The organism is Hymenobacter sp. YC55, from assembly GCF_029433095.1.
In the GTDB taxonomy this organism is placed as follows: Bacteria; Bacteroidota; Bacteroidia; order Cytophagales; family Hymenobacteraceae; genus Hymenobacter.
Window position 1 is genome coordinate 2,604,537 of record NZ_JARNTX010000001.1, and the last position, 13,620, is coordinate 2,618,156.

Annotated in this window: 11 protein-coding genes; 7 read left to right on the plus strand and 4 right to left on the minus strand. The window is 55.9% G+C overall.

Annotation, left to right across the window (positions count from 1 at the left end; all coding sequences use genetic code 11):
* Window positions 1-78 precede the first annotated feature (78 nt).
* On the minus strand, window positions 79-1,020 hold the full coding sequence (locus tag P1X16_RS11015) for a TIM barrel protein (protein WP_277228740.1): 942 nt from the start codon (window positions 1,018-1,020) through the stop codon (window positions 79-81).
* A gap of 569 nt (window positions 1,021-1,589) precedes the next feature.
* Here P1X16_RS11015 and P1X16_RS11020 point away from each other — a divergent pair.
* Together P1X16_RS11020 and P1X16_RS11025 are read left to right on the plus strand one after the other, a co-directional pair.
* Window positions 1,590-2,906 carry a gluconate:H+ symporter gene (locus P1X16_RS11020; protein ID WP_277228741.1) on the plus strand — a complete coding sequence of 439 codons (1,317 nt, stop codon included), beginning with the start codon at window positions 1,590-1,592 and terminating at the stop codon, window positions 2,904-2,906.
* A 166-nt stretch (window positions 2,907-3,072) separates the two neighbouring features.
* Window positions 3,073-3,579, plus strand: a complete 507-nt coding sequence (locus tag P1X16_RS11025) for a gluconokinase (RefSeq protein WP_277228743.1) — start codon at window positions 3,073-3,075, stop codon at window positions 3,577-3,579.
* A 383-nt stretch (window positions 3,580-3,962) separates the two neighbouring features.
* On the opposite strand, the gene P1X16_RS11030 is transcribed toward P1X16_RS11025, so the two are convergent.
* Window positions 3,963-5,345 carry a DEAD/DEAH box helicase gene (locus P1X16_RS11030; RefSeq protein WP_277228745.1) on the minus strand — a complete coding sequence of 461 codons (1,383 nt, stop codon included), beginning with the start codon at window positions 5,343-5,345 and terminating at the stop codon, window positions 3,963-3,965.
* Between the two features lie 260 nt (window positions 5,346-5,605).
* On the opposite strand from P1X16_RS11030, the gene P1X16_RS11035 reads away from it, so the two are divergent.
* Entirely contained in the window at window positions 5,606-6,118 is a 513-nt protein-coding gene (locus P1X16_RS11035; protein WP_277228747.1) for a hypothetical protein, read from the plus strand.
* Window positions 6,119-6,181: 63 nt separating this feature from the next.
* Here the strand turns inward: P1X16_RS11035 and P1X16_RS11040 are convergent, their stop codons facing one another.
* Window positions 6,182-7,363 carry a THUMP domain-containing protein gene (locus P1X16_RS11040; RefSeq protein WP_277228749.1) on the minus strand — a complete coding sequence of 394 codons (1,182 nt, stop codon included), beginning with the start codon at window positions 7,361-7,363 and terminating at the stop codon, window positions 6,182-6,184.
* A 112-nt stretch (window positions 7,364-7,475) separates the two neighbouring features.
* On the opposite strand from P1X16_RS11040, the gene P1X16_RS11045 reads away from it, so the two are divergent.
* From P1X16_RS11045 to P1X16_RS11055, 3 genes are all read left to right on the plus strand, one after another.
* A complete protein-coding gene (locus tag P1X16_RS11045) occupies window positions 7,476-8,501 on the plus strand; it encodes a hypothetical protein (protein WP_277228752.1) in 1,026 nt (341 codons plus the stop codon).
* 167 nt (window positions 8,502-8,668) lie between these two features.
* Entirely contained in the window at window positions 8,669-9,145 is a 477-nt protein-coding gene (locus tag P1X16_RS11050) for a hypothetical protein (protein WP_277228754.1), read from the plus strand.
* Window positions 9,146-9,298: 153 nt separating this feature from the next.
* The gene (locus tag P1X16_RS11055; RefSeq protein WP_277228755.1) at window positions 9,299-10,720 is read left to right on the plus strand and encodes a sugar MFS transporter; all 1,422 of its coding nucleotides are present in this window, start codon (window positions 9,299-9,301) and stop codon (window positions 10,718-10,720) included.
* Between the two features lie 286 nt (window positions 10,721-11,006).
* Here the strand turns inward: P1X16_RS11055 and dctA are convergent, their stop codons facing one another.
* On the minus strand, window positions 11,007-12,311 hold the full coding sequence (gene dctA / locus P1X16_RS11060; RefSeq protein WP_277228757.1) for a C4-dicarboxylate transporter DctA: 1,305 nt from the start codon (window positions 12,309-12,311) through the stop codon (window positions 11,007-11,009).
* 192 nt (window positions 12,312-12,503) lie between these two features.
* Between dctA and murB the strand changes: the two genes are divergently transcribed.
* On the plus strand, window positions 12,504-13,526 hold the full coding sequence (gene murB, locus P1X16_RS11065; protein WP_277228759.1) for a UDP-N-acetylmuramate dehydrogenase: 1,023 nt from the start codon (window positions 12,504-12,506) through the stop codon (window positions 13,524-13,526).
* The last annotated feature ends 94 nt before the right edge of the window (window positions 13,527-13,620 follow it).

Below are 13,620 nucleotides of genomic sequence, written 5' to 3' on the forward strand. Positions count from 1 at the left end.
CAGTGATGTCGCCTACTGCTCATCCCTGGCTTGATGCGCCACATGGTATGACGTTCTTGTCGATTTTGTATGCTACGCTTATCCCAACGTCTTGGCGACTCGCTCTAATAAGGCTTTGGTTTTCTTGATGCCTTCTTCTTCGCCTAGAGTCTCGCCTTCGTACTCGATGCCTACGTAGCCTTTGAAGCCGGACTCTTTAATGATCCGGAACATCTTGTTGTAGTCGGTTTCGATGCAGTTGCCGGCTGTATCGAAGTCAAAGGTTTTGGCGCTGACTCCCTTGGAAACCGGCATCCATTCCTGCACGGCTTTGTACTTGTCGTACTCTTCGATGCACTTGCCTTGGTACAGTTCGCCGGTATCGCGCCGGATGCAGAAGTTGCCGAAGTCGGGTAAGATGCCCACGTTGGAGCGGTTCGCCTTCTTGATGGTGGCCAGCAGCCACTCGCCGTTGGAGCTGTAGCTGCCGTGGTTTTCCACTATTACGTTCAGGCCAGCTTTCTGCGCGTACTCGCCTAGCTTGTTGAGGCCAGCGGCGGCAGCTTGTTGCACGTCGGCGGCCGAGCCCTTGCCAAAGGCATTCACCCGCACCGTTTGGCAGCCCAAATAGTGCGCGGCGTCCACCCACTTGTAGTGGTTTTCAACGGCCTTGATTCTTTCCTGCTCGTTCAGGGAGCCTAACTCGCCTTCGCCATCAATCATAATCAAGTGATTTTTCACGCCATTGTCGCGGCAACGGAGCAGCAATTCACCCAGATACTTTTTGTCTTCGGCCTTGTCTTTGAAAAACTGGTTGACATATTCCACCACGCTGATACCATACTGCTTTTTGGCAATCACCGGAAAATCGAGGTTGTTGATTGTTTTGGCAAACAACGATTTGTGGAGCGACCATTCAGCCAGCGAAATTTCAAAAAACGGTTTTGCCGTAGCACTCTCGGCGAATAGATACGGGGAAGCACTGGCCGCAGCAGTGAATGCCACCGCGCTTTTGATAAAACCACGACGAGAAGTAAGCATGTGAGGAAGGTATGGGTGGGAGAGAGTGAATCAATGGCTCGACTGGTCTTTGCGAGCCAGCACACAGCAATAAGTTTTCCAGTTGCCGCGCCTACAAGGCCACTAGGGTTTGTGTTTTCCTTGGTCTTGGGCTAAGGCTACAGAGAGCTAGCGCACAGAACAGCGGGCAATCTAGAGAAAAGACGAGACGTTGTTCTGGTCTCTTTCTTGGCCGTCGAGTTCCTCTGTGTATAGCGTTGCATCCCAACTCTTGTATATTCAGCGCATGAACTACAGATCAGCAATAAATTTACTGATTTTAGTACCAATCCTTCCGCTTACCGGTCGAGCATCTGTACAAGAAGCAGCCGGCTCACTGTCAACGCCACACTGGACTTGTTGCGGAAGCGTGCCCTAACCTGTAGATCTTACCCCTGCTCGAACCGGCGCCCACCGGACGAAGCAGGAAGCTAAAACGTATTTCCCTAGGCCCTAAGCGCATTCATAGCCCTAAAATAAGGGGCTATAGATGCAGTTAGCCCTAGCCTCTATTTGCTTGCAGGTCCTCATCGTTCATTGTTTTTCAGCCTATGCCTTTACTTATTGTCGTGGCGGCGCTTGTTCTGCTGCTAATTCTAACCATCGTATTTAAGCTCAACGCCTTTGTGTCGTTGATTGTGGTAGCAGTTGTACTCGGGCTGGCCGAAGGCATGGCGGCGAAGGCTGTACTGGTTTCCGTGCAGAACGGGCTTGGCAGCATTCTCGGCTCGGTGGTGATGATTATTGGCTTTGGGGCTATGCTTGGCGCGCTTCTCATTGAAAGCGGGGCCCTGCAACGAATTACATATCAACTAATTAAAACCTTCGGCATCAAGCACATTCAGTGGGCGGTACTGCTCACCGGGTTCGTGGTGGGGTTGCCGATGTACTACATGGCGGGATTTGTGTTGCTGCTGCCGCTGGTATTTTCTATTGCCGCTTCCACCCGCCTGCCGTTGCTCTATGTAGGGCTGCCCTTAGTGGCGGCCTTATCCGTTACGCACGGCTACTTACCGCCGCACCCCGGCCCAACGGCTATTGCGGCGCTGTTCAAGGCCGATTTTTCCCTCACGCTGCTCTACGGATTGGCTATTGCCGTGCCCGCCGTCATTATCGCCGGGCCCATCTTTTCTCGCACTCTGAAGCGCTACAATCCTGCCCCGCCCACTACCATTGCCATGCCCAAGCACTTCACCGAAGAAGAAATGCCTGGCTTCGAAGTTAGCTTATTTACGGTGCTCACGCCCATTATGCTCATGACGCTCGGAGCCGTAGCCACCCTGACGTTGCCGGCCGATTCCAAGGTTCGGCAAGCCATAGAATTCATCAGCGACCCTAACTTGGCCCTGCTAATTTCGGTGCTCGTGGCCATGGTGCTGCTCGGCCTAAACCGAGGCAAAAGCATGAAAGAGGTCATGGACTTGTTTTCGGGGTCCATTGCCGGTATTGCTACCATTCTACTGATTGTTGGCGGGGGTGGGGCCTTAAAGCAGGTTCTGGTGGACAGCGGTGTGAGCGTTTATATCACCAACTTGTTCAGCGACATGCACCTGTCGCCCTTATTTATGGCGTGGGCCATTGCCGCTATCTTGCGCATCTGCCTGGGCTCGTCTACGGTGGCCTCCTTAACGGCCGGCGGCATGATGCTACCCGTGCTAGCTACCACCAGTGTGAAGCCCGAACTGATGGTGTTGGCTGTAGGAGCCGGCAGCTTAACCTGTTCCCACGTCAACGATTCTGGGTTCTGGATTTTCAAGGAGTACTTCAACCTGACGATTCCCCAAACCCTGGCTACCTGGACGGTCATGGAAACGCTAGTATCACTTATTGGGTTGGCAGGTGTGCTGCTTATGAATGCTTTTCTATAGCCGCTTCTGGTTAGAGAAATACGCTTTGTTTGCTACGCGCAAGTAGTGGATTCACAAAGCCTTAACGCCAGCGCAAGCAATTATCTGGCAACACCATCCATCTGAACTACACTGGAGCTTGAATTTATGCGTACAACAGCCTCGCAACTTCTGAAGTCGACAAGCTATGGCCAGTAATGTATTTATCGTAATGGGCGTGTCGGGCAGCGGCAAAACCACCATTGGGCGCCTACTGGCCAAGCAATTGAACCTGCCTTTTCATGATGCCGACGACTTTCATTCGCAGGCCAACATCGCCAAAATGAGCAACGGCATTCCCCTAACCGACGCCGACCGGCAGGGCTGGCTGGCCGATTTAGCCGCCGGCATCGGGGAGTGGGAAAAAGCGGGGGGAGCGGTATTGGCGTGCTCGGCGCTGAAAGAAGTTTATCGTCAAACGCTGCAAGCCGGCGCTCAACTACCGCTGCGGTGGGCGTTTCTAGACGGCTCGCGGGAGCTATTACAAAGCCGCCTGCTGGGCCGCAAAAATCACTACATGAGTGCCTCCCTCCTCGATTCCCAGTTGGCAACGCTCGAAAAGCCAGCCTATGCCCTCCAGCTTCCCCTAGAGGGCCAACAGCCGCAGGACATAGTAGACAAGATTATTAGCGCCTATGCTCCAAGTACCAACTAACAACCCATTAGGAAGCCTCTCGTTCTGAGCACATCAAATTACTTAGCACGCTGCCACTAAAACAGTTACCGTTATGCTGAGCGCAGTCGAAGCATCTCGCGTGCTGACCGTGCTGCCGTTGCTAACACCAACCAGAACGTCATACTGAGCGCAGTCGAAGTATCTCGCGTGCTGACATTGCAACACTAAACTCAACGACTCGAGCGAGATGCTTCGGCTTCGCCTGCGGCTGCGCTCAGCATGACGGTTACTTTGGCAACGTCATTACTAGGCATCATATAAGATGCTTCACCTTCGTTACTCTGCGCACAGAATAGAAGCCTCGTCAGAGCTTATCTAGCAGAATATCACAAAGATGCTGTGGCTCGAAACAACTTTATCCTCTACTCTACCAGCGACACGCGCACCTTTTTGCCTTTCACTTTCGCGCCGAGTAGGCGCTGAACCACCTCGGGAGCCATCTGGCGGGGTACGGCCACGTAGCTGTAGTAGTCAAACACTTCGATGTGGCCTACTTGCTCACGCGTAACACCGCCTACGTTCACGAAGGCTCCTACTAAATCGTGGGCACTCACTTTGTCTTTCTTACCGGCTGATACGTGTAGCGTGACGTTTTCGGGCTTCGGGGCTTTGGGAGCAGCTGGCGGCAGTTTGGGCGCTTTCATGTCGCGCCACTGAATGCTGGCGGCTACCGGCCATTTTTGCACGTGGGCTTGTTCTTTGGGCGTTGCTAGCAGGTGCGCCGTGCCTTCAGCGCCGGCGCGGGCGGTACGGCCAGCCCGGTGCTGGAAGCTGTCGGCTTTGTCGGGGGCGTCGTACTGCACTACGGTATCGAGCAGGGTCACGTCGAGGCCACGGGCGGCTACATCGGTGGCGACTAGTACTTGGCTGGAACCGTTGCGGAGCTTGAGTAAGGCTTTGTCGCGCTCGGGTTGAGGCATTTTGCCGTGCAGCACTTCTGCCGCTACTTCGCGGCCCTGTAGGAAACGGGCCAGTTCGACGCACTTCTCGCGGGTGTTGCAGAAGATGAGGGCGCGGCCGGTTTCGGGCAGGCGCAACAGGTGCAGCAGGGCCGCCGGCTTCTGCTCGATGGGTCCGACGTGGCCAATCAGCTTCAGGTTTTCGGGCAGCCGGTCTTCGTCCTGGCCTAGGTTTATTACGCGAGGGCGCGTCAGGTTTTTGCGGATCAGCTCCAGCACCTTGTCGGACATGGTAGCCGAGAACAGCAGCGTCTGCCGACGGCGGGGCAAGCGCTTTACAATCTCCACCAACTCGTCCTGAAAGCCTAGTTCCAAAAGTTTATCGGCCTCGTCGAGTACCAACGTTTTCAACTGGTTCGGGATGATGGTGCGCCGCTCGAAGTGGTCGAGCAAGCGGCCGGGCGTGGCTACCACCACGTGAGGAGCCTGCTTGAGCGAGGAAGTTTCTTCGCGGAAGGCGTGGCCGCCGTAGAAAGCCGCCACGCGCAGATTAGGCAAGAACTTGCCCATGCGCTTGAGGGCGTCGCGCACTTGCAGGGCCAGCTCGCGAGCTGGAACCAGCACGATCATCTGCACCGCGTCATTTTTCAAATCAACCTGTTGCAGCAGCGCCAAACCATACGCGGCCGTTTTGCCGGAACCAGTGGGTGCCTGACCGGCCACGTCCTGCCCATCGAGCGTGAGGGGCAACACTTGCTCCTGCACGGGCGTGGGCGTAGTGAACTGGAGTTCTTCCAGGGCTTGCAGAAGGGCGGGCGCGAGGCCAAGGTCAACGAATGAGGGCATGAGGCAAGGGATTAGCCTGCAAAGGTACGCGGTAGCGCTTCACCGACTAGTTTACTGACCAAAGAGAAACGCACTATCTGTCGATGAGTGCGCTCTACCCTACTATCAGCGAACATATCGATGCTACGATTTCGGTGGAGGCTAACTCAGCGCGTCAATATTTATTGATAGTATTTATCAAATATTTTACATTCATTATATCTCTCGCTCTAGACCGCTAACCGAGCTGAGAAATTCACCTTTCCTAACATAACAGACCTATGGCAACACGTTTCATCAAACTAAGTGCACCTGTACTTGTCGCTTTCACCTTATTGGTAGCGTACTGCACTTCCAATCCGTTTGCCCCAACGACGGCGGAAGCCCAAACAATAGGCAATGCTATTAGCCTAGTAAAGCCCGACCATCCGGGCGGGAAAGGCCACACCAAAAAGGAAGACAAGGAGGCTTTAAAGAAGCTGACTGCTAACTACACTGCTGTCCAAAAGCCTAGTGCCGATAAGCCAAGAGCCTTCTATATCGACCGCAGCGTTATCGAGGAGATACTGAAGCAGACGGATTGCAAGGGGTTGCGGATATACCCGGCCTACGCCAGCAAAACCGCACCTTTCAAGCCACGGCTAATTGTGGTTGGGGTGGGAGTTGGCCCTAATGGCGATATGTTAGACCAAATTACCACCTACGAGGATAAGGGAACTTGGCTTCTTAAAGAATGCACGGTAATTGAATGCGACGACAAATGCCCCAACAACTGTGATGGCACCACTTATTAGGACCACTCGTTGCTGTAGCCAGGCAACCTAAAACCTTGTTTCAGCCTGCTTTGTACGCTCCCGTTAGGCAGACTTCGGGCGGCGGCTACCTTGGTACAGCTCGTACTTCAGCAATCGGCAATCTATCGGGCCGTTGAAGAGCGGGATGCGGCGCGAAGCTTTCAGGCCCACGCGCTTGGCAGCTTCCAGATTGCCCGTGAAGATGTAGGCATCGTAGCCGGGGAAGCCGGATTTCAGCGTATCGCCGATGGTTTTGTACAGAGCATCCATCTCCGCTTCTTCCCCAATTCGCTCGCCATACGGTGGGTTCATCACTACCAGGCCGGGCTCCCCTTTGGGGGCGGCGGCATCCTTCACGTCGCGCACGGCCAGGCGCACGAAATCTTCTAAGCCGGCCGCCGACACGTTCTCGCGGGCTAGGTCGATATACTCAGCGGAAATATCGGAGCCGACGATAAGCGCCTGGGGCTCCTCGATGCGGGCTTGCTCGGCGTCGAGGCGCACGGAATCCCACAGGGCCTGGTCGAAATCCGGCCAGTTCTGAAAGCTGAAGTTGCCTTGGTGATAGAGGCCGGGCGCGATGCGCTGGGCAATCAGGGCCGCTTCGGTCAGAATGGTACCCGAGCCGCACATGGGGTCGACGAGGGTTTTGCGACCGTCCCAATCGGCGAGTAGCAGGATGCCCGCGGCCAGGATTTCGTTGAGCGGGGCCACGTTGGTTTGCTGCCGATAGCCGCGCCGGTGCAAGGAGTCGCCGCTGGAATCGAGGCTCAGTACCACCTCGTTCTCGATCATGTGCAGGTGCAGCCGAATATCAGGATTTTTCACGTCCACGCTGGGCCGCTCGCCGGTGCGGTTGCGGAACTGGTCGACAATGGCATCCTTGGTGAGCTGAGCCACGAACAAGGAGTGCTCTAGGTTGGACTTGTTGACGACGGCCGTAATGGCAAACGTCTGATCGGGCCGGATATAGTCCGCCCAATTGATGCGGCCGGTTTCACGATAGAGCGTTTTTTCGTCGGGGGCGTAGAAGCCGGCGAAGGGCCGCAGGATGCGGATGGCGGTGCGGCACCACAGGTTGGCTTCGTAGCAGAGCTGCATGTCGCCGCTGAATTCCACGGCCCGCTGGCCCACCTTATCAATGGTGGCGCCGAGCTGATATAGCTCTTCGGCCAACACTTCTTCGAGGCCAAATTGGGTGGTGGCCGTCATGTAGAACGGAGCGGAGCGGCGGGATTGAGCCATCGGGGTGCGTAGTGAGGTGAAACCGCAAAGGTCGGGAATGTTGGCGGGCAACCGACGCGAGACTATAGAAAAGTCCTGTTAGGTTGCAGTCCTGTTCACTGCTCCCCGTGTTATGGCCCGCGAATCGTTTCTCTTCGACCCCAACAAAAGCTCGCTGTTCTACCTGATTCTGTTTTTGAGCTTGATGGTCCTCGGCCTCACGGCTTCCGAGGCAATGAGCGGGCACTACTCTATTATCGGCAGCGTGGCCTCATTTCTGGGGCTATTTGTGGCCTTCCAGAGCTGGAAAGCGGCCGACGATGCCTCCCGCAACGCCGATAAGGCGCTCGAAGAAATGCACCAACTAGCCCAAGAAACCCGCCAGCTGGTGCAAAGCAGCAACGCCGTGGAAGAGCAGATCAAAAGCGCCGTCACAACAATCAGCGACGCCACCCGGGAACTGTACAAAGGCTTTCAGCCCATCATGCAGGAAGTGCGGAAATTTTTGGCCGAAGCCGAAAACAGCGAGTACCTCGCCGTCATGACCGATTCGGCCGCTATTGGTACGTTTTACGTCCGCCACCATCACCCGCCCCTCAACCAACGGGAATTGGGTGTTCTTACCAACCAGATTCACGACCTGCTGCTGGAGCGTGCCCGCGACGCCCGCGAGTTTTACTTGGCCACATTAGCCGCCGACGAAACTCCCGAAGCTTTTCCCCCCACCCAAGATCCAAACGGCCTGTTCCACCACTACGTGCAAGGCGTGTGGCAGCAGTTCCACCCAGAAGCGCCCATCACGGCCGACACCCTGAACGAGCACCGCGCGCAACACCTGGCCACGCTCCACCAACTACAAGAAACCTTTGCCACGCTCTCCGACCATCACGAGCAGAAAGCGGCGGGCTTGGCCTTTCACCGCACGCTGCCCGTGCTGCCGTTGCAACTTCTAATTCGCTTCAACGCCGAAGCACACGAGCCGTTTCGGGCGCTGGTTGTATTTCTGGGCCAGTACAACCTCGACCGGGTAGCCGACGCCCGCGCCATGCAAACCACCGACCCCGAACTAGTCCGCACCTTCATTAGCATGTTCGAAAGCCTCACTAGCCTCGACGATACTCCCGCGTATCAGGCATTGCGGAAGCAGTTTCCACTGTGAGAAAATAGTAAAGTCGTAAGGTTGCTCTGTCGTTTGCAGCGAAGTTGTTCGTTATCAGCTACTGAGATTTATATTAACAATGGCAAATAAACGTCATGTGGCTGTTTCACACCCATGTATAAGAATATAGTGACTGCGCATATGTGCTCTCCAATGTTCCTAGCTCTATGGCCTTACCAGAACAAATAGCAAAGCAATTCAGAGAGGTTTATTTCGGAGGAAACTGGACTGCCGTAAATCTGAAAGAGAGTTTGGCTGACGTAAGCTGGCAACAAGCTTTAACAAAGGTCGATTCGTTTAATACTATTGCTGCTCTCGTTTATCATACAACCTACTATGTAAGCGCAGTCTTGCAGGTGCTTCAAGGAAAAACGCTTGAAGCCAAAGATGCCTATAGTTTCAACCACCCGCCTATTCGCGCTCAGCAAGACTGGGAGAGCTTGTTAGACAAGACCTGGACCGATGCCGAGCTATTTGCCGGTTGGGTAGAGCGTCTGCCCGAAAACAAGCTTTGGGAGGACTTCTCGGACAAGAAATACGGAACCTACTACCGAAATATCCACGGCATTATTGAGCATACCCACTACCATCTGGGACAAATTATTTTGATAAAGAAAATGCTGTTACGGGCTGACAATAAGTGAACTACCGGCCGTTACTAACATGATTTTAGCCGGGGCCAGCTATGTTTGTCAGCTAAGTATTTCGCATACTTACCGCCGTGGCATTGCGGGCTACTTCCTTCGCCTGCGCCAACCCAACCTCCAGCTATTCTTTTTCCTGCCTATTTTGCCGGTATGGCTACTCCCCTCACCTCCTCTCCTCCTACTCCTACCGCCGCTCCAGCGCGCAGCTATGCGCTGCCGATGGTGGCCATGACGGCCCTATTCTTTTTGTTCGGGGCCGTTACAAATTTCAACGACGTGCTCATGCCTTACCTCAAGGACGTGTGCCAACTCACCGATTTACAGTCGTCGGCGGTGCAATCGGCGTTTTTTGGGGCGTATTTTCTAATGTCACTTCCTGCAGGCTGGGTGCTGAAACGATTGGGCTACCAGCGCGGCATTGTGGCGGGGTTGCTGGTAATGGCAGCGGGGGCGCTACTGTTCGTGCCCGCCGCCGATTCGCGCGCGTTCGGACTGTTCCTGACGGCGCTGGCGGTACTCGGAGCGGGCATTACGCTGCTGCAAGTGGCGGCCAACCCGTACGTGAGCGTCTTGGGGCCGGCCCGGTCGGCGGCAGCGCGCGTGAGTATTGTGGGCGTGGCCAACAACTTCGGCGGCGCATTGTCGCCACTGGTGGGCGGACTGGTGCTGTTTGGTGGATCGGTGGCGCTGAAGGCCCGGTTAGCCGCGCTGCCGCTGGCCCAACGGCTAGGTGAAGAATCGCAGTTGGTGAAAGCGCCGTATTTAGGACTGGCGGCGTTTCTGGTGCTGCTGGCGGGGCTGTTCTTTTTCGTGGTGAAGCTCCCGGAAATTGAAAGCTTGCCTGTGGAGGAAGAAACGCGCGGGGCCGAGTGGGACGAAGAAGGCCATTTGCGGATAGTGCGCCGAAAAAGCGCCTTGGAATTCCCCCATTTGTTGCTCGGCATTGGGGCTATTTTCGTGTACGTGGGGGTGGAAGTTGGACTAGGCTCGTTTCTGATTCGGTATGGCGAGGCGCAGGGCATTCAGCAGCTTTCCGCTTTCACGCAAAGCCTGGTGCGGGGCCTGAACGTGGCCACCAACTACGCCATTACGCTTTTCGGCCAGTCGCCAGCTCCTATTGACACGTCGGCGGGTTTCACGAAGGCCGTGGGCGCGGTACTGGTGTCGTCGTACTGGTTTGGCTCGTTGGTGGGCCGGGTGGTTGGCATTCCGCTGTTGCTTAAGTTCCACAACCGTGCGTTGCTGGTGGCAGTGTGCGCCGCCGGCGTGACGCTGGTGGGAGCTTCCATCCTGAGCAGTGGCGAAACGGCGCTGTGGCTAATTGTGCTCTGCGGCCTGATGAATTCCATTATGTGGCCGGTTATTTTCCCACTGGCTATTACCGGGCTTGGGCGCTTCACCAAGCAAGGCTCGTCGTACTTGGTCATGGCCATTGTGGGCGGCGCCATCATTCCACCGCTCATGGGCTGGCTGGCGACGCACGGTGGCGGGCTGCGGGTAGCATTTGTAGTGCCTCTGCTGTGCTACGCCTACTTGCTGTTCTACTCGCTGAGCGGGTACCGGGTGCGGTAAGGCTTGTTGATTAGTTGATAGCTGCTAATCAATAGCACAACATCTTCCATGGGTTGACTTTCGCTTTTAAACTTACCTGTCATCTTTTAAACCCGTCTGTCATCCTGAGCTTGCGAAGGACCTTCTCACGTCAAGACGAGTCGTTGTTTCGACTTTTGTTCTTGGGTGAGAAGATCCTTCGCAAGCTCAGGATGACAGACGGGTTTGAATTTAGTAAGTAACGCGTTTTGGTAAGTGGGCGTAGGGCGGCCTAGTCCAGCACTTCCCTCCGATCAGCTAAAGTGAGCTAGGATTTATTGTGAGATTTTACTGGCTCTACTTCCACTGGCAGTGTGGATGATGCAACATCGTGCTTCGTTGCGTTTTCTACCGGAATAGAAGCACTCATGTTGCCGCTTAGCACGCGGGCAGCTTGCGCGTGGTCGAGGGCGCCTTCGTTGTGGGAAAGAAAGATGGTGGCAACGCCGTTGCCGATGAAGTTGGTGATGGAGCGCGCTTCCGACATGAACCGGTCGACGCCGAGTAGCAGCGCCAACCCTTCCACCGGAATCACCTTCACAGCCGTGAGGGTACTGGCCAGCACCACGAAGCCCGACCCCGTGACGCCCGCAGCGCCTTTGCTGGTTACCATCAGAATCCCGATTATAGTCAGCATTTGGCCCACCGTAAGCTCGACCCCAAACACCTGCGCCAGAAAAATAGTAGCCAGGGACAAGTAGATGGTCGTGCCATCGAGGTTGAACGAGTAGCCCGCCGGCACCACCAGCCCCACGACGGGTTTGGCGCACCCCATTCGCTCCAGCTTTTCCATCAACCCCGGCAGCCCCGCCTCCGATGAGGACGTACCGAGCACAATCAGCAATTCTTCTTTGATGTAGTTCAGGAACGACAGAATCCGGAGGCCGCAGTAGCGCAGAATCGCGCCCAACACGATAAACACGAAAAGTGCCATGGTGATGTATACGGTGGCCATCAGTTTGGCCAGCGGAATCAGCGTGGCCACCCCGTATTTGCCGATGGTGTAGGCCATGCCCCCGAAGGCGCCAATGGGCGCAAACACCATCACGAAATGCAGGCCCTTAAACACGTATTTCGAGGCCACATTCAGCTTGTCGATAATGGCTTGTCGGTCGCTGTAGCGGCTTAGCAGCATACCAAGCACTATCGACACCAGCAGCACTTGCAGGGTCAGGTTGTCGGCCAGGAACTGCAGCCACGAGAAGTTGCCCGCCTGTTTGGTGTACTGCCCAACGGCTTGCCCGTTGAGGTTGCTGGTGGTTACACCCGCGCCCGGCTGAATGACATGGGCTACCCCAACCCCGATGACCAGCGCCAGCGTCGTAACGATTTCGAAGTACAGCAGCGCCTTTCCTCCCACGCGTCCGACCTTTTTCAGGTCGCCCATGCTGCTGATACCGAGCGTGATGGTGAGGAAGATAATGGGATTGATGAACAGCTTAACGACGTTGATAAACGACTTACCCAGCACGTCCATCTTGACGGCGGTAGCGGGCGCAAAATGCCCGAGCAGCGCCCCGGCTACTATGGCCGTCAGTACCCAGAAGGTAAGGTTGGTGACTAATTTCTTCATGGATACTACAGTACGTATGCGGACTAGAAAACAAGCACGAAAGCGAAACGCCTACCCAAACAAGCAGATAAAAAGTTATACAAGCCACTCCGACGCCATAATCCGGCAGTGCTGCCAAGGGGTTTGTTGCTGGGTTCTACGGGCTCCATCCTACGGCGCCCTATCTTTGCGGTCTAGGTTTTTCTTTTCCGCATGGCTCCTACCCTCGAACACAATATTTCCCTTCGGCCCTATAACACCTTCAATCTGGACGTGAAGGCGCGGCTATTTGCCCGCTTCACGTCCACCGAAGAATTACGGGCTTTGCTGGCCCTGCCCGAAGTGCAGCAAGCAGAACGGCTCATTCTCGGCGGAGGCTCCAACTTGCTTTTCACCAAGGACTTCGACGGCGTGGTGCTGAAAAACGAGATTCGCGGGCTGGAAATTATCGACCAGGACGAGGACACGGCGCTGGTGCGAGCCGGGGCCGGCGAGTCGTGGCACGGGCTGGTGCAATACACGCTCGACCAGGAGCTGAGCGGCATCGAGAACCTGTCGTTGATTCCGGGCACGGTGGGCGCGGCGCCCTTGCAAAACATCGGGGCGTATGGCGCCGAGCTGAAAGACACGTTCGTGGAGCTAGAGGCGCTGGAAATAGCTACCGGCCAGTTGCGCACGTTTTCGGTGGAAGAATGCGGCTTTGGCTACCGGGAAAGCGTGTTCAAGGGGAAACTCAAAAACCAGTACATCGTCACGAGTGTGGTGCTGCGCCTGCACCGGCGCGCCCAAACCAACATCAGCTACGGCGCCATCCAAACCACTTTGCAGGACCTTGGCATCACCGACGAGCCCACGCCCCGCCATGTGAGCGAGGCCGTCGTGCACATTCGCCGCAGCAAGCTCCCCGACCCCGCCGAAATCGGCAATGCCGGGTCGTTCTTTAAAAACCCGGAAATCTCGCAGCACAAATACGACGAGCTGAAAGCGCATTACCCCGACCTGCCCGGCTACCCCGTACCGGGTGGCATGAAGGTGCCCGCGGCCTGGCTGATCGAGCAGTGCGGCTGGAAAGGCCTCCGCCGCGGCCCCCACGGCGTCCACGACCGGCAGGCGCTGGTGCTCGTCAACCACGGCGGCGCCCAAGGCCAGGACATCCGCGACTTGGCCTTTGAAATCATTGCCTCGGTGCGCGAGAAGTTTGGGGTGGAGCTACACCCCGAAGTGAACATTATGTAGGTGATATTTCGCATGGCAGTCATGCTACTACTGCATCGGCACTGAGCAAGTGGCGCAACAAGCCAGAGACGCAACGAAGCCAAAGCCTTCGTGT

Bases quoted from the DNA above. Each gene is read 5' to 3' on its own strand.
- P1X16_RS11035 (WP_277228747.1), top strand. From the start codon at position 5,606: ATGGCAACACGTTTCATCAAACTAAGTGCACCTGTACTTGTCGCTTTC.
- P1X16_RS11045 (WP_277228752.1), top strand. From the start codon at position 7,476: ATGGCCCGCGAATCGTTTCTCTTCGACCCCAACAAAAGCTCGCTGTTC.
- P1X16_RS11025 (WP_277228743.1), top strand. From the start codon at position 3,073: ATGGCCAGTAATGTATTTATCGTAATGGGCGTGTCGGGCAGCGGCAAA.
- P1X16_RS11050 (WP_277228754.1), top strand. From the start codon at position 8,669: ATGGCCTTACCAGAACAAATAGCAAAGCAATTCAGAGAGGTTTATTTC.
- dctA (WP_277228757.1), bottom strand. From the start codon at position 12,311: ATGAAGAAATTAGTCACCAACCTTACCTTCTGGGTACTGACGGCCATA.
- P1X16_RS11020 (WP_277228741.1), top strand. From the start codon at position 1,590: ATGCCTTTACTTATTGTCGTGGCGGCGCTTGTTCTGCTGCTAATTCTA.
- murB (WP_277228759.1), top strand. From the start codon at position 12,504: ATGGCTCCTACCCTCGAACACAATATTTCCCTTCGGCCCTATAACACC.
- P1X16_RS11030 (WP_277228745.1), bottom strand. From the start codon at position 5,345: ATGCCCTCATTCGTTGACCTTGGCCTCGCGCCCGCCCTTCTGCAAGCC.
- P1X16_RS11055 (WP_277228755.1), top strand. From the start codon at position 9,299: ATGGCTACTCCCCTCACCTCCTCTCCTCCTACTCCTACCGCCGCTCCA.
- P1X16_RS11015 (WP_277228740.1), bottom strand. From the start codon at position 1,020: ATGCTTACTTCTCGTCGTGGTTTTATCAAAAGCGCGGTGGCATTCACT.
- P1X16_RS11040 (WP_277228749.1), bottom strand. From the start codon at position 7,363: ATGGCTCAATCCCGCCGCTCCGCTCCGTTCTACATGACGGCCACCACC.